The organism is Pseudohongiella sp. (assembly GCF_011050365.1).
Classification (GTDB): domain Bacteria; phylum Pseudomonadota; class Gammaproteobacteria; order Pseudomonadales; family Pseudohongiellaceae; genus Pseudohongiella.
In genome coordinates, this window is the sequence record NZ_DRFV01000016.1 from 99179 (window position 1) to 116463 (window position 17285).

The 17285-nt window shown below is 57.1% G+C and carries 23 protein-coding genes; 7 read left to right on the forward strand and 16 right to left on the reverse strand.

The window, feature by feature from the left end:
* Positions 1–36: 36 nt before the first annotated feature.
* On the reverse strand, positions 37–822 hold the full coding sequence (locus ENH71_RS13530; RefSeq protein ID WP_294134192.1) for a helix-turn-helix domain-containing protein: 786 nt from the start codon (positions 820–822) through the stop codon (positions 37–39).
* Positions 823–986: 164 nt separating this feature from the next.
* On the opposite strand from ENH71_RS13530, the gene ENH71_RS13535 reads away from it, so the two are divergent.
* Positions 987–1397, forward strand: coding sequence for a hypothetical protein (locus tag ENH71_RS13535; protein WP_294134194.1), 411 nt, complete (start codon positions 987–989; stop codon positions 1395–1397).
* A gap of 11 nt (positions 1398–1408) precedes the next feature.
* Here the strand turns inward: ENH71_RS13535 and ENH71_RS13540 are convergent, their stop codons facing one another.
* The 4 genes from ENH71_RS13540 to ENH71_RS13555 are packed head-to-tail and all read right to left on the reverse strand — an operon-like array spanning position 1409 to position 4054.
* Complete coding sequence (locus ENH71_RS13540; RefSeq protein ID WP_294134197.1) at positions 1409–1921, reverse strand: RNA methyltransferase; 513 nt, start codon at positions 1919–1921, stop codon at positions 1409–1411.
* 33 nt (positions 1922–1954) lie between these two features.
* Positions 1955–2776 (reverse strand): crotonase/enoyl-CoA hydratase family protein, encoded by an 822-nt coding sequence (locus ENH71_RS13545; protein WP_294134199.1) that lies wholly within the window; start codon positions 2774–2776, stop codon positions 1955–1957.
* A gap of 18 nt (positions 2777–2794) precedes the next feature.
* Positions 2795–3424 carry a class I SAM-dependent DNA methyltransferase gene (locus ENH71_RS13550; RefSeq protein WP_294134203.1) on the reverse strand — a complete coding sequence of 210 codons (630 nt, stop codon included), beginning with the start codon at positions 3422–3424 and terminating at the stop codon, positions 2795–2797.
* 48 nt (positions 3425–3472) lie between these two features.
* Positions 3473–4054: a ferritin-like domain-containing protein gene (locus ENH71_RS13555; protein ID WP_294134205.1), complete on the reverse strand. Its 582-nt coding sequence runs from the start codon at positions 4052–4054 to the stop codon at positions 3473–3475.
* A 183-nt stretch (positions 4055–4237) separates the two neighbouring features.
* Here ENH71_RS13555 and ENH71_RS13560 point away from each other — a divergent pair, with 183 nt between their 5' ends.
* Positions 4238–5014, forward strand: coding sequence for an SDR family NAD(P)-dependent oxidoreductase (locus ENH71_RS13560; RefSeq protein WP_294134208.1), 777 nt, complete (start codon positions 4238–4240; stop codon positions 5012–5014).
* Positions 5015–5034: 20 nt separating this feature from the next.
* Here the strand turns inward: ENH71_RS13560 and ENH71_RS13565 are convergent, their stop codons facing one another.
* The gene (locus tag ENH71_RS13565; protein ID WP_294134210.1) at positions 5035–5520 is read right to left on the reverse strand and encodes a hypothetical protein; all 486 of its coding nucleotides are present in this window, start codon (positions 5518–5520) and stop codon (positions 5035–5037) included.
* 201 nt (positions 5521–5721) lie between these two features.
* Here ENH71_RS13565 and ENH71_RS13570 point away from each other — a divergent pair, with 201 nt between their 5' ends.
* From ENH71_RS13570 to ENH71_RS13585, 4 genes are all read left to right on the forward strand, one after another.
* Positions 5722–6300: an anthranilate synthase component II gene (locus ENH71_RS13570; RefSeq protein ID WP_294134213.1), complete on the forward strand. Its 579-nt coding sequence runs from the start codon at positions 5722–5724 to the stop codon at positions 6298–6300.
* Between the two features lie 27 nt (positions 6301–6327).
* Positions 6328–7359, forward strand: a complete 1032-nt coding sequence (gene trpD, locus ENH71_RS13575) for an anthranilate phosphoribosyltransferase (protein ID WP_294134216.1) — start codon at positions 6328–6330, stop codon at positions 7357–7359.
* Between the two features lie 49 nt (positions 7360–7408).
* On the forward strand, positions 7409–8206 hold the full coding sequence (gene trpC / locus ENH71_RS13580; RefSeq protein ID WP_294134219.1) for an indole-3-glycerol phosphate synthase TrpC: 798 nt from the start codon (positions 7409–7411) through the stop codon (positions 8204–8206).
* Positions 8207–8285: 79 nt separating this feature from the next.
* Positions 8286–9002, forward strand: a complete 717-nt coding sequence (locus ENH71_RS13585; protein WP_294134222.1) for a hypothetical protein — start codon at positions 8286–8288, stop codon at positions 9000–9002.
* On the opposite strand, the gene crp is transcribed toward ENH71_RS13585, so the two are convergent.
* Complete coding sequence (gene crp / locus ENH71_RS13590; RefSeq protein WP_294134224.1) at positions 8999–9634, reverse strand: cAMP-activated global transcriptional regulator CRP; 636 nt, start codon at positions 9632–9634, stop codon at positions 8999–9001. The genes ENH71_RS13585 and crp overlap by 4 nt on opposite strands.
* 135 nt (positions 9635–9769) lie before the next feature.
* Here crp and ENH71_RS13595 point away from each other — a divergent pair, with 135 nt between their 5' ends.
* Positions 9770–10189, forward strand: coding sequence for an OsmC family protein (locus ENH71_RS13595; RefSeq protein ID WP_294134228.1), 420 nt, complete (start codon positions 9770–9772; stop codon positions 10187–10189).
* Here ENH71_RS13595 and ENH71_RS13600 read toward each other — a convergent pair whose 3' ends face one another.
* The 9 genes from ENH71_RS13600 to ENH71_RS13640 all read right to left on the reverse strand — a co-directional run bounded on the left by ENH71_RS13600 (position 10190) and on the right by ENH71_RS13640 (position 17274).
* On the reverse strand, positions 10190–11032 hold the full coding sequence (locus ENH71_RS13600; RefSeq protein WP_294134230.1) for an HvfC/BufC family peptide modification chaperone: 843 nt from the start codon (positions 11030–11032) through the stop codon (positions 10190–10192).
* On the reverse strand, positions 11029–11880 hold the full coding sequence (gene bufB / locus ENH71_RS13605; protein WP_294134233.1) for an MNIO family bufferin maturase: 852 nt from the start codon (positions 11878–11880) through the stop codon (positions 11029–11031). The genes ENH71_RS13600 and bufB overlap by 4 nt, the downstream gene beginning before the upstream one ends.
* Before the next feature lie 26 nt (positions 11881–11906).
* A complete protein-coding gene (locus tag ENH71_RS13610; protein ID WP_294134236.1) occupies positions 11907–12428 on the reverse strand; it encodes a hypothetical protein in 522 nt (173 codons plus the stop codon).
* Positions 12429–12614: 186 nt separating this feature from the next.
* Positions 12615–13244: a ubiquinone biosynthesis accessory factor UbiJ gene (locus ENH71_RS13615; RefSeq protein WP_294134239.1), complete on the reverse strand. Its 630-nt coding sequence runs from the start codon at positions 13242–13244 to the stop codon at positions 12615–12617.
* A 14-nt stretch (positions 13245–13258) separates the two neighbouring features.
* Positions 13259–14029, reverse strand: coding sequence for a bifunctional demethylmenaquinone methyltransferase/2-methoxy-6-polyprenyl-1,4-benzoquinol methylase UbiE (gene ubiE, locus ENH71_RS13620; RefSeq protein WP_294134242.1), 771 nt, complete (start codon positions 14027–14029; stop codon positions 13259–13261).
* 5 nt (positions 14030–14034) lie between these two features.
* A complete protein-coding gene (locus tag ENH71_RS13625; RefSeq protein ID WP_317622390.1) occupies positions 14035–14487 on the reverse strand; it encodes a gamma-butyrobetaine hydroxylase family protein in 453 nt (150 codons plus the stop codon).
* Positions 14484–15827 carry an ATP-dependent protease ATPase subunit HslU gene (gene hslU / locus ENH71_RS13630; protein ID WP_294134245.1) on the reverse strand — a complete coding sequence of 448 codons (1344 nt, stop codon included), beginning with the start codon at positions 15825–15827 and terminating at the stop codon, positions 14484–14486. Before hslU ends, ENH71_RS13625 begins: the two co-directional genes overlap by 4 nt.
* A 65-nt stretch (positions 15828–15892) precedes the next feature.
* The gene (hslV, locus tag ENH71_RS13635; protein ID WP_294134247.1) at positions 15893–16435 is read right to left on the reverse strand and encodes an ATP-dependent protease subunit HslV; all 543 of its coding nucleotides are present in this window, start codon (positions 16433–16435) and stop codon (positions 15893–15895) included.
* A 101-nt stretch (positions 16436–16536) separates the two neighbouring features.
* Positions 16537–17274, reverse strand: a complete 738-nt coding sequence (locus ENH71_RS13640) for an SPOR domain-containing protein (RefSeq protein ID WP_294134250.1) — start codon at positions 17272–17274, stop codon at positions 16537–16539.
* Between the last annotated feature and the right edge of the window lie 11 nt (positions 17275–17285).

The following is a 17285-nucleotide window of genomic DNA, read 5'->3' on the forward strand; positions in this document are numbered from 1 at the left end:
CTGACCGGGATGCAGCGCCCTGCTGCTGCCTGCGGCTCAACCGATGGCCGTACCTTCGAAGAAACGCCGCGTGGCTTCGTCGGCCGGGAAATAGCTTTCGATCATCAGTTCCTGAAGACCGGCATCCAATGCGGTGCCAAAACTGCTCAGGGTGGAGAACACGTTCAGCGACTGGCCATGTATCTGTAGGTGAGATGTCAGCATCGGGCCCTCCCATGAATCAGGTGACGGTGTCTGCCAGTCCCGCGGCGGATCCATGCTGAGCAGTCTGTCCATCAGTTTCGCCAGACCGGCAGTAGGCTGGGTGCTCAGTTGCAGACGCAGGCGGCGCAATAGCAAAGAGGCCACGGTATCCCAGTTGGTCAGGTAGGGCCGTAGCCCCTGATGATGAAACAGAAGCACCAGCATATTCTCTGATTGAAGCAGGCGTTCCTTAGGCATCAAGGCAAGCATCATGTCCTGCATGGCCTGGTTGCTCATAAGCAGATTCCATTCAATGTCGAGCACAGCTGCCGGGTAGGGGTTGTGTTTATCCAGCATGATTTGCAAGGCTTCGCGCACCGGCAGCATGGCACTGTCATCCAACGACATATCGGAAAACACGGGGGAATAACCAAAGGCGTTCATCAGCCGGTTGCAGTCGCGATGGCTCAGCCCCATTACCTCTGATAATCTGAGCAACATATCCCGGCTGGGCTGGGCACGGCCGGTTTCAATAAAACTGATGTGGCGCGCCGAGACCTCGGCCTGCAGGCCAAGGTCAAGTTGCGACAGGCGTCTGGCGCGCCTTATTTCCGTAAGAACGTGACCGGTTGCTGGCATGGATGCTGTTCCTTCTCAACGAAAACGCTGATTCTTGCGCAATTGTGGCAGCAAAACCATTACTTCCGAGGTAATTGAGTCACATAACTATGGGTTAGATGATGCATCCTGAGCTGACCCGGTCGGGTTGGCATCGACTCAATAATCTATGCAGGAGCTCTGTCATGAAAATTCCGGGATTAACTACAACCTTGCTTGTTAACGTCATCTGTTCCGCCATCGCCGGTACTGTGTTGATCGTATTGCCTGCGACCATGGCTGGCATCATGGGTGATGTGCCAGCCTGGCTTTGCCAACTGGTCGGCGCCGGACTTGTGCTGTTTGCGGTGTGGGTCTACTGGATATACCGGGGGCTGCCCGACGCACGCACCGGGGTCGCCTGGGTGTTTGCCCTGGACATGGTGTGGGTGGTTGGTGTGCCCGTCGTCATGGTTGCGTTCGCCAGTCACCTGACGCTTTGGGGGCATCTGTTGCTGGGCGGTTCGGCGCTGTTGGTGGCGGATTTTGCCTGGCTGGAATGGTACTGGTTCAAGCGTATGCCTGGCACCAGCCAATTAAAAGCGGGAACAGCATAACCGCCGGTTCGTTACTTATTAACGACCAGTCGGTTGTTATTGTCGCGGCTGCGCTTGATCGCCTCTTCGCTGTTGATGTCCTGCGTTGATTTGCACAGCCGGTCATACAGTACCACGTTGACGGATGCCGCCAGATTCATGCAGCCGATAGTTGGCACAAAGACAACATGGTCGGCGGCGTCTATGATCGCCTGCGGTAATGATCCATCTTCGGGGCCAAATAGGTAGATGGCTTGTTCAGGGTGTCGAAACTGCGGCAACAGGGTGGCCCCCTCGGCAAATTCGACACAGACCAGCTGTGTATCGCCGGTCAGGTCAGCCAGCAAGTCCGTGACATGGATCAACGGTATTTTTGACGTGACATTTTTGGTATCGGTCTGATACTTCACTGCGCGCGAAAAGCGTTCGCCCGTGTAGCGCACCGCACTGGCCTGATAACAGCCGGCGGCACGCATGATTGAGCCGACATTTTCAGGACTTTTGGGGTTGTGCAAACCAATGACGATTGTTTGGCCAGGCTTCATGATTGTTTAAATGTGGTTTCGGTTAGCAGCGCATCAGTCATCCCGGAACTCCGGCGAGCGCTTCTCAAAATAGGCCATGACCGCTTCATTCTGATTAGCGGAGCCGATCAGTTGGTGGATTTCCTCGCGCTCGGCGGCGAATTGTTCGGCAGCCTCAGCCCTGAGTTTACGCGTCAGCAGTCGTTTGGCGGCGCGCACAGCGTCAGGGCTGCGGCTGGCAATCTCGGTGGCCAGGGTTTGCGCCGCCACCAGTGGATCTTCGGATAATTGGGTAACCAGCCCCAATGCGTGACCCTCGTCTGCTTTCAGAATTTTTGCAGTGTAAACCAGCTTTCGCGCAACGTCCGGCCGAACCAGGTGCGACAGCATCAGGGTGCCGGTCATGTCCGGAATCAGGCCCCAGAAAACTTCGCGCACGGACAACTGCGTATCGGGGTGGGCAATTCGAATGTCAGCACATAGCGCTATCTGCATGCCGCCGCCCAGTGCGTGGCCCTGCAGGGCGGCAATCACCGGCACCGGAATTTCCTGCCAGACCCAGCACACCTGTTGAGCCAGGTGAGTGATGGCATCGTCGCCGACCATGGTGCCGATAGTGGAGGTTTTGCCATCCCGCTGTGACATGCCTTTGAACGATCCGAAGTCCAGCCCCGCACAAAAGGATTCGCCGGCGCCGGACAGCACCACCGCGCGTAGGCCCGGCAAAGTCTTGAGTGCTTCCCCGGCGGCAGCGAGTGATGTGAACAGTGCATCGTCCAGCGCATTGCGCTTGTCCGCCCGGTTCAGACGTACATCGGCAATGCCCCCGTGCACGTTGACGGTGACCCGGTTGTCTGTGATTCCCTGAATATCCATGGCGTCTCCCGGGTGCGTTCAGCGCATTCTTGCGTAAATGAAAATATCGATTGTATCGGGCTCGCCGTCGTTACTGACGGTTTTGCGATCCAGATCAATCACCTCGAATCCGGTTGCTTCGAGAGTTTCGATGACAAGTTCCGGGTCATGATAATAGGTGCAGACCCAGTCTACGTCATTCCGGGTTTGCAGTCCCGATGCAGTATAGTCACCCGCCATGAAGCTGATATAAAAAACCCCGTCAGCATTCAGTCTGTTTCGTGCGTCAGAGATGAAGGCCCTGACTTCTCTCCGGCTCAGGTAGGGGAAACAAAAGCCGGCGACTATTGCGTCATAGTGTTGGTGCAGCGTAGAGATCTTCCTGCAGTCCATCACGTCAAAGGTGGCTGCGGGGTTGTTCAGCCGGGCGCGGGCCACCATCTTTGCGGACAAATCAATGCCGTGAAGCTTCCGATCGGGAAACCCCTGCAACAGGAAACTGGCAATGTTGCCGGGACCACAGGCTGCATCCAGAATCACAGCGTCAGCGCTCAGCAGTTCAGACAATAGCCTGTAGGTCTCCACGTAAGGCGCGTGGTTCATGTACCTGCTTTCGTATTCAACAGCGTACTTGTCGAACGTGTTGATGGTTTCTTTGACAGGATCCACGTTATTGTCTCAGTTTCACCGCCGCAGCGGCATCAGAGTTTCAGCGCACTATGCGTCTGCTGGCAGGTCCTGCAGCAGTCCGGCCATGTCATCGGCATGTTCTTCTTCCTGCGCCAGGATATCTTCCAGGATGCGTCGTGACGTGGGGTCCTGGTCTCCCAGGTAGACGATGACTTCCCGGTAGCTATCAATGGCAATACGTTCCGCGATCAGATCCTCTTTGATCATTTCTCTGAGAGTGTCGCCTTCGATGAATTCTGCATGGGAGCGGCTCAACAGCCCCTCGGGTGAAAAATTCGGTTTGCCGCCAAGTTGCACTATGCGCTCGGCCAGCCAGTCGGCATGCTGCTGCTCCTGATTGGCATGCTCCAGAAATTCCGCAGCCGCCACGTTGGCATTGATGCCGTCGGCACGAAAATAATGGCTCTTGTAGCGCAGCGTACAGACGATCTCGGTGGCCAGCGCCTCATTGAGGATCTTGATGACGTTCTCCCTGTTGGCCCTGTAGCCTTCGGTCACAGCGCCATCCTCTATATGTTTGCGCGCACGTTCGCGCAGGGTTTTAACATCGGTCAGAAATGGTTTGTCAGTCACTATAAGCCTCCGTTTACATCTCAAGGGTTCAGGCATTCGTACACCTGTGGTATCCCTCTACTATGGCGCAAGGCGGTCGGTTTTTCCACCCCGTCTGTTTGCCGGCTTCCGTTGCGGAGCCACCCTCAGCCTACAGTCTACATGAACGATTTCTTGCAGATTCTCCGTATTTTCGCGAGGATGGCAGCTCATAGGTATAACAACAATGACAGGCTGGTTATGGATAAGGGTTTATTTGATCTCAGCGGTAAAGTGGCACTCATCACCGGCGGCAATGGCGGTATCGGTCTGGGGTTTGCCATGGGTATTGCCCGACAGGGCGGTGACGTCTGCATCTGGGGACGCAACGAAAACAAGAATCGGCAAGCGGTGGAGCAATTGCAGCCGTTCGGAACGCGTGTGCATGCAATCAACTGTGATGTCGTTGACGAGGCAGTGGTGGAACGCGCGTTTGCTGACACCCTGGCCGAATTTGGACGCGTGGACGCGTGTTTCGCCAATGCCGGTGTCGGTGGCGGCGGGCGCTTTGATGAGCTGACGCTGGCACAGTGGCGTCAGGTGATGTCGGTCAACCTGGACGGGCTGTTTCTAACCTTGCGCGCTGCAGCGCGCCACATGAAGGCGCGTGCAGAAACCGGCGACATCGGAGGGCGACTAATCGGTACATCGTCTATCGGTGCCAAACTGGGCATGGTCGGCGGGGAGGCCTATGCGGGCAGCAAAGGTGCGGTGTTGTCCATCATGAAAGGTCTGGCGGTGGAATATGCGCGCTACGGTGTTACCGCCAATTCGGTTTTGCCGGGCCATATCGAGACCGCGATGACCGCGGAAACCTATAAAGGCGAGAAATTCCGCAATGCCATCATGCCGCGTATTGCGGCGCGTCGCTGGGGAACGCCGGCAGACTTTGAAGGCATTGCGGCCTATCTGATGAGTGACGCCAGTTGTTACCACACCGGCGACAGCTTTGTGATTGATGGTGGTTTTATTATCTGATGCAGCCGCGACGAGCTGGCCTACATCTCCCGCAGTGAGTTGTAGGCCTTGCTCAGCGCAATGCGCTCTTTCTTTTCGCCGGCCTGCAGGTCTGCAAACACGTCGCGTACGTCCGGCACATTGGTGCCCTCGCGCAGCACGGACAACAACTCTTCAATGTAGTCATCGGCACGACTGCCCAGCGCGTAGAAGTCATCGGGGTCCAGGCCAGCGGCAGCCTCGGGTTTCAGTTCCGCTTCAAGCTTGCCCAGGAACTCGTTCGGATCTTCCGGATAGGATTTCTGGAGCATGGTGTTGAGGATGCGATCGGGCGCTGTTTGCTGATAAGAGGTCAGTGTTTCGACCAGGCGCAGTTCCCGTCGCTGCATTTCTTCGGCCAGCAGTTTGGAGTATTGGTTGTCCATCATGGCGGTCAGACGACCATACATATTCGCCAGTTTTTCATGAAATTTGATCAATATTGTCAGCAGATGTGCGACTTTGTCGTAACTGGGTACACGGGGCATTGGGTCTCCTTGTCCTTACTGAGCGGGTTCTGACTGAGACATTCAGCATACCGGTTTCCATCCGGTTCGTCAGCCCAGGCCAGTGTAAAGTCACGATATTGCCATTGAGAGGTTTATGTCTGCGCGGTTTTGGGAGAAAATGCAGCTCCTTCCGCGCCGACTAACGGTGTGGTAGTGGGCATTTCAGGGGATAGCCGCCATATGATCTTGATGATCGACAACTATGACTCATTTACCTACAACATCGTGCAATATCTCGGCGAGTTGGGGGCGGATGTGCAGGTTTATCGCAACGATACCTTGACCCTGGCAGACATCGACGCACTGGCTCCGGCCAAGATCGTGATTTCGCCCGGGCCATGCTCGCCCAGCGAGGCCGGTATCTCCATTGATGTGATCAAACACTTCGCTGGCAATATCCCGATTTTGGGCGTTTGCCTGGGACACCAAAGCATCGGCCAGGCCTTTGGTGGCGATGTGATCCGGGCGCGGCAGGTCATGCACGGCAAGCTGTCGCCGATTTACCACAACAATACCGGTGTGTTCAGCTCGCTGCCCAGCCCGTTCACGGCGACCCGCTATCATTCGCTGGTAGTGGACAGCAAGACTCTGCCCGACTGCCTGGAGGTCACAGCCTGGACACAACTGGCTGATGGCAGCGTGGACGAAATCATGGGTCTGCGGCATAAGACTCTGGACCTCGAAGGCGTGCAATTTCATCCGGAATCCATCCTCAGTGAACATGGCCATCAGTTGCTGAAGAATTTTTTACAGCGCTGACCGGAACAAGACAAAAACAGGTGTTTTATGGATATCAAGCAGGCAATCCGCCATCTCACCCAGCGCCAGGATTTCAGTGCCGAGCAAATGGCGGTATTGATGCGCGAACTCATGACCGGGCAGTGCACCGACGCGCAGGTTGCAGCTGTGCTGGTCGCCCTGCAGATGAAAGGTATTAAAACGCCCGAATTGCTCGGTGCCGTGCGTGTCATGCGCGAACTGGCGACGCCGGTGGCAGTGCCGCCGGACGCACATCTGGTGGATACCTGCGGTACCGGGGGCACCGGCACTGATACTTTCAATATTTCAACCTCGGCAGCGATGGTAGCGGCCTGTGCCGGCGCCAGAGTGGCAAAACATGGTAACCGCAGCGCCACCAGCAAAAGCGGCAGTGCCGATCTGCTGGAGGCGGCCGGGGTCAATCTGGCGATTAGCCCGGAGCAAGTGGCGGCCTGTATTGAAGAGCTGGGCGTCGGCTTCATGTTTGCCCCTGGCCATCACAGTGCGATGAAGCACGTGATCGGCGCGCGCCGGGAGATCGGTGTGCGTACCATATTCAATATGCTGGGGCCGTTGACCAACCCTGCGTCGGCACCGAACCAGGTCATGGGCGTTTTTGATCCGGTCTGGATAGAGCCGGTACTGGATGTTCTGAAAGAGCTGGGTTCGCGCCACGTACTGGTATTGGCGTCAGACGACGGCCTTGATGAAATCAGCGTCTGCGCCGCGACCCAGATCGGGGAGCTGCGGGATGATCACATCGTGCGCTACTCCGTCAGCCCGGCAGACTTTGGCATGGTACAGCGTGACGGCATAGCCATGCTGCAAGTCAGTTCGCCGCAGGAAAGCCTGGCGATGGTGCGGCAAGCCTTGACCTATGAAAACGAGGCGGCTGGCGATATCGTTGCACTGAATGCAGGGGCGGCGATTTATGCCGCCAATCTGGTGGATGATCTGCCGGCGGGTGTGGCCCGCGCGCAGGCGATATTGCGCAGCGGTGAGGCGCTGCACAAATTGCAGGCTCTGGCTGACTTCACGTCCGCGCTGAATGCAGACTGAAGCCGCGATCGTCAACTGTCCCGGAAACGCTTGATCAAGAGATGACATTGTGAATACCAGCACTATTCTGGAAAAAATCCTGGCGCATAAACAGGTTGAGATACAGCGCAACAGCCAGCGCACAAGTCACGCTGTTCTGGAGAAGCAGGCGGTCGCCAGCATGACTGACCGCCGTGGGTTCATCCGGGCATTGCGTGAACGTATGGACGCGCAACAGGCTGCGGTTATCGCCGAGATTAAAAAAGCGTCACCCAGCCAGGGCCTGATCCGGCCGGATTTTGATCCGGTGCTTATCGCGCAGCAGTACGCGGAAGCAGGTGCCACATGTCTTTCTGTGCTGACAGACGAGCAGTTTTTCCAGGGCAGCACCGGATATTTGCAGCAGGCGCGAGCAGCCTGCACGTTGCCGGTGATCCGCAAGGATTTCATTATTGATCCTTATCAGGTCGCCGAGGCGGGTGCCATGGGTGCCGATTGTATTTTGTTGATTGTGGCGGCGCTGAACCCTCCGCGGCTGCGCGATCTGGCGGCATGTGCGCATGATCTTCAGCTGGACGTGCTGGTGGAGGTTCACAACGAAACCGAGCTTGATATCGCCCTGTCTGCCGGGTTTGATCTTATCGGCGTCAATAATCGCAATCTGCATGATTTTCATACCGATCTGGAGACCACGTTCCGTCTGGCCGCCCTGGCCCCTGATGACAAACTCATTGTCACGGAAAGCGGCATTGCCCACGCAGGCGATGTCAAGCGTATGATGTCTCAGGGAATTTACGGATTCCTGATCGGAGAGACTTTCATGCGTGCCGACAACCCGGGCGACAAACTCCGGGAACTGTTCGCCTGACACTAAATTGTTGAGCTCAGCAGCCGATACTGAAAGAAGGTCACCTTTATCCTTCTGAAGGCTTTCGCGCGGGTTGAGCATGCTTGCTTCCTACTTTCTGACAACGCTGTTCCTGTTATGCCTGATGATGGCGGGGTTGCTTATTGCGCAGCAGGCCGGCCAGCGACAGGGGCAGCACGTTAATCGACTGTCCCGCCTGTCAGCGCTGGAGTCACGGCGCAAACAGGTGCATCAGACGGCGCGCGCGCTGCAACAGATGGAAACCGACCCGGAAGTGCTTGCGCTGCTGTTTGGCAGCCTGCTCGAGGATCTGCAGACCATCAAGTCGCTGGACCCGGTACGCTCCGACCTGGACAAGCAGATCAAAGAGGCAGAAGCAGCCAGCAAGCAGAGCGCCGGCGGCGGCAATGCCGGCAGCAGTGCGGCGGTGGCAACAGAAGAAGAGCTGACCATGACGCAGCGCCATATTCAGCGTGCTCTGAAGATTTTTGTGTCGATGTACCAGAGTGACAAGATCAGTGCCAGTCAGTACCAGGCCTGCCGTGACAGACTCCGCACGCTGGGACTGAGGATAGCAGTGAATTCCTGCCTGCTGATGGCACAGCGAGCGGTCGACAGCGAAGATACCATTAAGGCCATGTCGTGCTTCCGTCGTGCGGAAAGCTTTTTGGGCATGAAAGGGTTGCCGGGCACCGAGATTGTCGAGAAAAGGACCTATATCAAAACTGAGCGCGAAAAGCTGATAGCACAATCGGAAGCCGGGCGGGGTTTGTTACTGATGGCGACGGCTGATTAACGGGTGCCGTAGACAACGATGGTCTGACCGCTGACAGCTATCAGTTGCTGTTCTTCCAGCGTCTTTAATACCCGCCCGGCCATTTCGCGTGAACAGTTGACCAGGCGCCCCAGTTCCTGACGGGTGATTTTTATTTGCATGCCGTCCGGGTGCGTCATGGCGTCCGGCTCCCGGCTCAGCTCAATCAGCGTGCGGGCGACGCGACCGGTGACATCGTAGAATGCCAGATCGCCAACTTTGCGAGTGGTGTTGCGCAACCGACTGGCCATTTGCTGACCAATGGTGAACAGAATTTCCGGGTGCATACGGATGTACTGGTTGAATTTTTCGTAGCTGATTTCAGCGATCTCGCACTCGGTCTTGGCACGGCAACTGGCGCTGCGTGCTTTGCGGGTATCAAACAGGCCCATCTCGCCAAAAAAATCGCCCGGGTTGAGATAGGCAACAATAACTTCCTTGCCGTCGTCGTCTTCCAGTACGACAGACACGGTGCCGCGCATGATGTAGTGCAGGGTAGTGGGTTCATCGCCTGCGTAAATCAACGTCTGATTGCGATCGTATTTGCGCAGGTGACTGTAACTCAGGAAATTTTCCAGATCTGCGATGTGCGGGGTGATGGCCATCAATGCCATTAAAGTAGTCTCCTGACCCATAGTCCTGATTCAATCCTACCCCATTGTAAACCGGCTGGCTAACCTTTGGCGATGGTCTGTGGTAATCTTGCGATCCGCGACAGCAGGCGTTGGACGAACGGAAGGAGAGGGTTGATGAAGGCAACAGTGCGTTGGGTAGATAATGCCATGTTTCTGGGTGAGTCCGGCAGTGGGCATACCGTGGTCATGGATGGTCCGGAGGCCAATGGTGGTCGCAATGTCGGCATTCGGCCCATGGAAATGCTGCTGCTTGGCGCCGGTGGTTGCTCCTCATTCGACGTTGTCAGTATTTTGAAAAAATCCCGTCAGCACGTCACCGGATGTGATGCGGAAGTCACGGCGACACGCGTCGACGCAGTGCCCGCCGTTTTCGAATCAATGAACCTGCACTTCCGCATCAGCGGTAAAGATCTCAGCGAAAAACAGGTACAGCGGGCTGTCGAGCTGTCGGCTGAAAAATATTGCTCGGCGACCATCATGCTGGCCAACGGCGGCGTCACGGTCAGCCATAGCTTCGAGATTATTGAGGACTGATCAGGACTGGTTGCGCTGCAGCAGTTCGAGTTCGATGGACTTCAGCAACAGGTTCAGGCTCAGTGTCGGAATATCCTGGTCCGCAAACTGCCGGGCAAGTTCAGAGCAGGTGTCGGCAAAATTGCACCCCTCACGCAGTGCGCTCAGGAAACAGTGCATGTGCGCATTGATGCGCTGAAATTGCATGCGGTGACGCACACGGCGGACGAGATAGAAATTGCCTTGCGCCAGGGCTTGCTGACTTGCCCGCTCGACTCCGAACGGCACTTCGCCGGGCTGTGCTTCGGCATTGGCGAGATATTGCTGCATCGCCGCCCAATACGCTTCCAGATCAAATTCACTTCGCATCAGCGCCCAGTCATCACGTACCTGCCAGTGTGCTGTCGGCCATTGCTCCATGGTCAGTTGTTGCAGATCTGCCAGTGTGTAAACGTCCTGGTCGGCTCGGTCAAACAATGTTATCAGTAAAGTTTCCAGTTCGATGATATCCAGCATCGCCGGCAGCTGGCCAAATTGTGGGTGTTGGCTGGCGAAGGTATGCAGATCGTCACCCAGCAGGCTCATCGGACCCGGCCGCGGTGGGTGACCTTCCAGGTACTCAAGCCACAGGCGGGTATACACCGCATCGCCCAGAGTGTGGTACAAAATGGGGTAAAGTTCTGCGGAAATATTGATCAGGCGCTGATGATAGGCATTGTTGTATATGCCCAGTGCTTCAACCTGGTTAAGCTCGCGATGGGGTGCGAACATGTGCATGATGTCGTCACGACTGTCACGCAGATCCTGGGGTTTGGTGATCCAGTTCCAGAACGCTTGTTGTTCGTCTTCCCAGCGCATGCTCATGCCCGCTGCTGCTGAGCAGACTCTGGCTGATGTGTCGGCCGGACCAGAGCCGCTTGCTGGAGGCGGCGGGCCTGATCGAGTTCCTGCATCAGGTCGGTAAAGGCAGGAATGTGGTCATCGCGTTCCAGCAACGTTGCCACCGCGCCGACATGCTCACAGGCTTGGCTGTAAAGCGTCCAGACCTCGTCGCTGACCGCCTGGTCATGTGTGTCAATAATATGGCTGACATTGTGAGTGTGGCCCGCCAGATGGAACTGTTGCACGCAGTCGGGACGGATTGCCCGGATTTGTGCCAGTGGATCCAGGCCCAGATTGAAACTGCTGACGTAGATGTTATTCACGTCCAGCAGAATGCGGCAGCCGGTATTCTCCACCAACGCATTGATGAAATCGGCTTCACTCATGTCGGATGACTTGAATTGCAAATATACCGACGGGTTCTCCAGCACGATGGTTTGCTGCAGCGTGTCCTGAATCTGGCTGACTTTGCTGCTGACCTGCGCCAGCGTCTGTTTGTTGTAAGCAATGGGCAACAGGTCGTGCGAAGTACGGCCATGCAGCCCGGTCCAGCACAGGTGGTCGGATACCCAGGCGGGCTGGCATTCGTTTATTAGCTGTTTGAGTTGTTGCAGGTAATCAGCGTCGGGCGCTTCGGCCGATCCTATGTTGAAGGACAGGCCGTGCAGAACAACGGGGTAGTGTTCACGCACCTGGCGCAGGATGGCGCGGGGACGGCCGCCGGGCGCCAGGTAATTTTCGGTAATCAATTCAAACCAGTCTACTGCCGGCAGGTTGTCCAGTACATAGTCATAGTGGGGGCTGCGCAGTCCGATACCGAAACCAAGCATAGAGTCCCCCGGGTAGCTGAATTTTGTTACAGCGATGACAGTACCGTACCGCCGAGCTTTTCACACAGTGAGTCGGACAACGCCTTGTCACCAGTGTAAACGCCGACGAAACCAATGCCGTGACAGGTGTTCTGACCGGCGCAACTGGCGTTGGCGTTGCCTTTACAGGCGCTGAGGCCGGCGCAGGTGAACACATCATTACAATAGGCTACGTATACCGCTTCTTCAGCCAGTGCGGTCTCCGGTGTGGCGGTGAGGCTGGCGGCTTCACTGCCTCCCATGACCTGACACATGGCAGCGGAAAAATTGGCATTGCCGGTGCTTACCGCGACAAATCCGACGTCGCCTGAGCTATTGGCGCCTGCGCCCGCCTCATTGCCGAGACCTTTGCAGGCACTCTGGCCGGCAGCATGGACGCTCTGACACAGGCTGATTTTAATCGGCGCATCAGGGTTCTTGCTTTCAACATCGAAGGCCGCCATGCCGGAGCCGGACATCATCAGGGCTGCGGCAGCAGAGGCCAGCGTAAATCCGTCAGTCTTTTTCATGTCAAATTTTCTCCCGGAAACCCGTTGGTCGCATTGCGATCCGAGCCTCCATTATAGGTCAAGCGTGCCTGAATGGTCGCTGAACAGTCGTTACGCGGTGCCGCAACAACATCGGTTGCGATGTTATTACGCTGTGCAGACTTTACCGGATTATCCCACTGTGAGGCGCGAATACAAGCGGATGCGTCAATTTGTCACAAGCTGCTGAAGGTGCTGAATACGGGCATTCAGCCGGTCCACACGCAGGCGCAAGGCATCCAGTTCATCGGTAAAATGCTGTACCTGTTGCCGGGTGGGGGTCAGCCCTGCTTCTTCCTGCACAAAATCGGTGACATTGCGTTTCATCGCGCTGGCCGCGTGTAGCGCCGTGTCACGGCTGTGCTGCCAGCCAGTATCCACTGCCCGGGTACCGATATCGCCAAGCAGGGGCCCGAGCAGGTCCTGCCAGTTAATGTCGAGCTGATTCAGTGCCCGGTGCAGACGCTGGACAAGTTGCACGTCGCCACTCAGTTCGATGTCGGGGTCGTGCAGCGCGGTAGCCTGATCGTCGCTGAGCAGTACCCCGCTCAGGGCGCGATGGCTGCCGGCCAGGCAGGCATCGGGTGTGTCCTGCTGTGCCGACAGCAACATGACCCGGTCGTTGTTGATGAGCAGGCTGACCTGCCAGCGTGGCAGGCTGGTGCAGCGTATGGTGATGATTTTGTCAGCGGCGGCGGCACTCAACGCCCGGATGATATGCGGGTCGCGGGCGATCAACCGGTTGATGGCGAACTCCAGTGGTTGCAGCAGAGCGGTACCGAGCAGAGACAGAGCCATGGGTATGTCAGCCGTTACTTGTAACCGACATGGACAGCACTGATGCCGCCCAGCAAGTTGTGGTATTTGCAGTCGCGAAACCCGGCATCCTGCATCATATCGCGCAGGGTTTCCTGGTCCGGGTGCATGCGAATGGATTCGACCAGGTAACGGTAGCTGTCGGCATCGCCGGTGACAGCTTTGCCCGCCACCGGCCACAATGTGGACCAGGCGTCATAGGCTTTTCCCAGCAGGGGATTGACGGGTTTGGAAAATTCCAGCACCAGGGCCCGGCCACCCGGTTTCAGGGTGGCATACATGGAGCGCAGGGCAGCGTCCTTGTCGGTCACATTACGCAACCCATAAGCGATACAGATGCAGTCGAAGCTTTCGTCAGCAAAAGGCAGCTGCTCGGCGTTCACCTGGGCGATACTGACATTGCCGGTGATGCCCTTGTCGATCAGGCGGTCGCGACCCACCTTGAGCATGGAATCGTTGATATCGGCCAGCACAATATGACCGCTGTCGCCCACCAGTGGTGAAAAGCGCATGGAGAAATCGCCGGTGCCACCGGCCAGGTCCAGCACCGTTTGCCCGGCCCGAACACCGCTCAGTTCAACGGTAAAGCGTTTTATGACCCGGTGCGTGCCCATGGAAATCAGGTCGTTCATGGCATCGTATCGGTTGGCAACCGAGTGGAACACCTGCCCGACACGTTGCGCCTTGTCACGGGTGCTGACGGTTTCGTAGCCGAAATGGGTAGTGTCGTCCTGGTTCGGGTTATCCTGGTGCTGATTGTCGCTCATGGCTGTTATTGTCCGCCGGTATTGCCGGAGTTTCGGGTCGGGTCCACAATCTTAATGGCTTGCGTGCCCGCTGGCAACGCATCACGACTGGCCCCTGCCTGCTGAAGTCGCGTCAGGTACTGCTGCCAGAGTTCCGCCTGACGCGCGCCCAGATCATACAGTGTGTCCCAGCTATAGATGCCGGAGTCATGGCCGTCGTCAAAGCTCAGGCGAATGGCATACTGACCGATAGCCTCGATCGCCGTCATCTTTACATGGCGCTTGCCCGTCTGCAGAACTTCCTGGCCCTTGCCATGGCCTTTGACCTCGGCAGACGGAGAGAACACCCGCAGCAGCTCAGCGGGCAATTCAAAGCGGGTACCGTCACTGTATTGCAGCTCCAGTAGCCCGCTTTTGCGGCGCAGACGAATATCCGTCGGAACCGGCGTACTTCCGGGCAAGGCCTCGGCTGTGGTCACAGGATAAACCGGCTCAGGTCTTCGTCGCGTGCCAGGTCACCCAGCTGTTTCTCGACATACTCGCTGTCGATGGTGAGCGTTTTGTTGTCCCCGACAGACAGGTCGGCGGCGGTGAACGAGACTTCTTCCAGCAACCTTTCCATGACCGTGTGCAGACGACGGGCACCAATATTCTCAGTGCGCTCATTCACTTCCCAGGCGATTTCGGCAATGCGACTGATGCCATCGGCAGTGAAAGTGACAGTCAGGTTTTCGGTCGCCAGCAGTTGTTGGTACTGCTCGGTGAGAGAGGCGTTGGGTTCGGTCAGGATGCGCTCAAAGTCGTTGGCGGTCAGTGCGTCCAGCTCCACTCGAATTGGCAGCCGGCCTTGCAGCTCCGGAATCAGATCTGATGGTTTTGACAAATGAAAGGCGCCAGATGCAATAAAAAGAATATGGTCAGTTTTGACGCTGCCATACTTGGTGGTGACGGTGGAGCCTTCAATCAGCGGCAGCAGGTCACGTTGGACGCCTTCGCGTGATACACCGCTGTTGCCGTTGTCGCCGCGTTGAGTCACCTTGTCGATTTCGTCGAGGAATACGATGCCGGTTTGTTCGGTGACTTCGATGGCCTGGTTTTTGATCTCTTCTTCGTTAATCAGTTTGGCGGCTTCCTCTTCCCGCATCATGCGCAAGGCAACCTTGACCGGCATGCGGCGCGACTTTTTGCGGCCGGTATTCATCGAGGAGAACATGTTCTTAAGCTGGCTGGTCATTTCCTCCAGGCCGGGCGGTGCCATAATTTCTACGCCCGCCGGGTTGTCACTGACGCTGATTTCGACTTCCTTGTCATCCAGTTCGCCTTCGCGCAGTTTCTTGCGAAACATCTGTCGCGTCGGCGAGGGTTCTGTCAGCGCTGACGATTCGCTGTTGTCCGTGCTGCGCGCGGGTGGCAGTAGTGCATCGAGGACGCGCTCCTCTGCCGCGTCTTCGGCCTGATGCTGTACCTTGCGGATCTGGTCGTCGCGCAGCATTTTGACGGCGATATCGACCAGGTCGCGTATGATGGATTCAACGTCACGGCCCACGTAGCCGACCTCGGTGAACTTGGTCGCTTCTATCTTGATGAACGGGGCATTGGCCAGTTTGGCCAGGCGGCGGGCAATTTCGGTTTTACCGACGCCGGTAGGACCGATCATCAGAATATTCTTGGGCGTGATTTCCTGGCGAATGTCAGCGCCAAGCTGCATGCGACGCCAGCGGTTGCGCAGGGCGATCGCGACAGCGCGCTTGGCAGATTTCTGGCCGACGATATGTCTGTCCAGTTCGGAGGCAATTTCTCGTGGAGTCATGGTGGTCATTACGTCATCCCTTGGGGCGGGCTACTTGGTCCTGCCCAGATAAAATACCGGTGGGGCGGATCAAATCAATCCAGCTCAAGCTCTTCGATGATGTGCTGATGGTTGGTGTAAACACAAATGTCCGCAGCAATGCCCAGGCTTTTGCCGACGATATCGCGTGCTTCCATATCAGTGTTGAAATACAGTGCGCGCGCCGCCGACAGAGCAAATGAGCCGCCAGAACCAATAGCCATCAAACTGTCTTCCGGCTCAATGACGTCACCATTGCCGGTGATGATCAGCGAAGCATCCTTGTCGGCAACAACCAGCAGCGCCTCCAGGCGGCGCAATGAGCGCTCTGTGCGCCAGAGTTTTGCCAGCTCGACGGCGGAGCGCACCAGCTTGCCGTGGTGTTTGTCGAGCTGCTCTTCAAAGCGCTCGAACAGGGTAAAGGCGTCAGCCGTGCCACCGGCAAAACCGGCCAGCACCTGATCCTTGTGAAGTCGGCGTACTTTGCGCGCGTTGCCTTTGAGTACGGTATTGCCTTGTGATACCTGGCCGTCGCCGCCGATCACAACTTTGTTGCCGCGCCGTACTGAAAGTATGGTGGTGCCTCGGAACTGCTCCAAACCGTTTCTCCTGTGGTCGGTTTCCTATGCCGGCTGGCAGAGGATCTGATGTCTGTATTTAGAATGTGCTGCTAGCAGATATGGGGGCGGGCCGATTGCTTTCAAGGCTGGCTGAGGGTGATACGCATGCTTTCGATGCTGTTGTTGCGCAGCAGCCGCTCGGCCTGCATCATTTCATCACGGGTGTCATAGGGGCCGGCCTGGACCAGAAACAGGGTTCTTCCCGGCAGAGTCTCCTGCCGCACGCGGGCGTCCAGCCCCAGCGCAAGCAGACGGTTGGCCTGCGCGTTGGCGGCTGTTTGTTGTCGGAAGGCACCGGCCTGCAACATGAACATGGCTGTTGATGCGGGTGTGACTTCCGGCGCCGGGGTTGTTGCTGCCGCTGTTGCCGGCGCCTCATCGGTCCGATCTCCGGCGGACGGTGTTGTTGTCGTTGGGGTGGCGGCCGTTTGCGCCGGCTGTCGGGGCGCATTCACCGGGGTGGCATCGACCACCACTTCATAATTGGGAAGCTCCTGGTAGAACTCAAGTTGCAGGCGTGCCGCTTCACGTTCCTGCTCGACGGACAGGTCACTGTCATTGCCCGCACCATCGGTATCAGCACCGGTCTCAGCCTGCGCCGGCGTCACCGGACGGTCACCATTGTCGGCCAGCGTATTTTCCTGGCCCGGCGCCGGCGGCAGCACACCTGACAGATAGACCAGCAGACCGATAAACAGGCCCACCGCGATGCCGGTCAACAAGCCGGTCAGCAGAAGCCCCTGACCGGAGGCTGAAGGCTTGGGCTCTGGCTCGGCCAGCGGCGTGCGTTTACGTTGTTTGGCAAAATCCTGAACCATGTTTTGAGCTG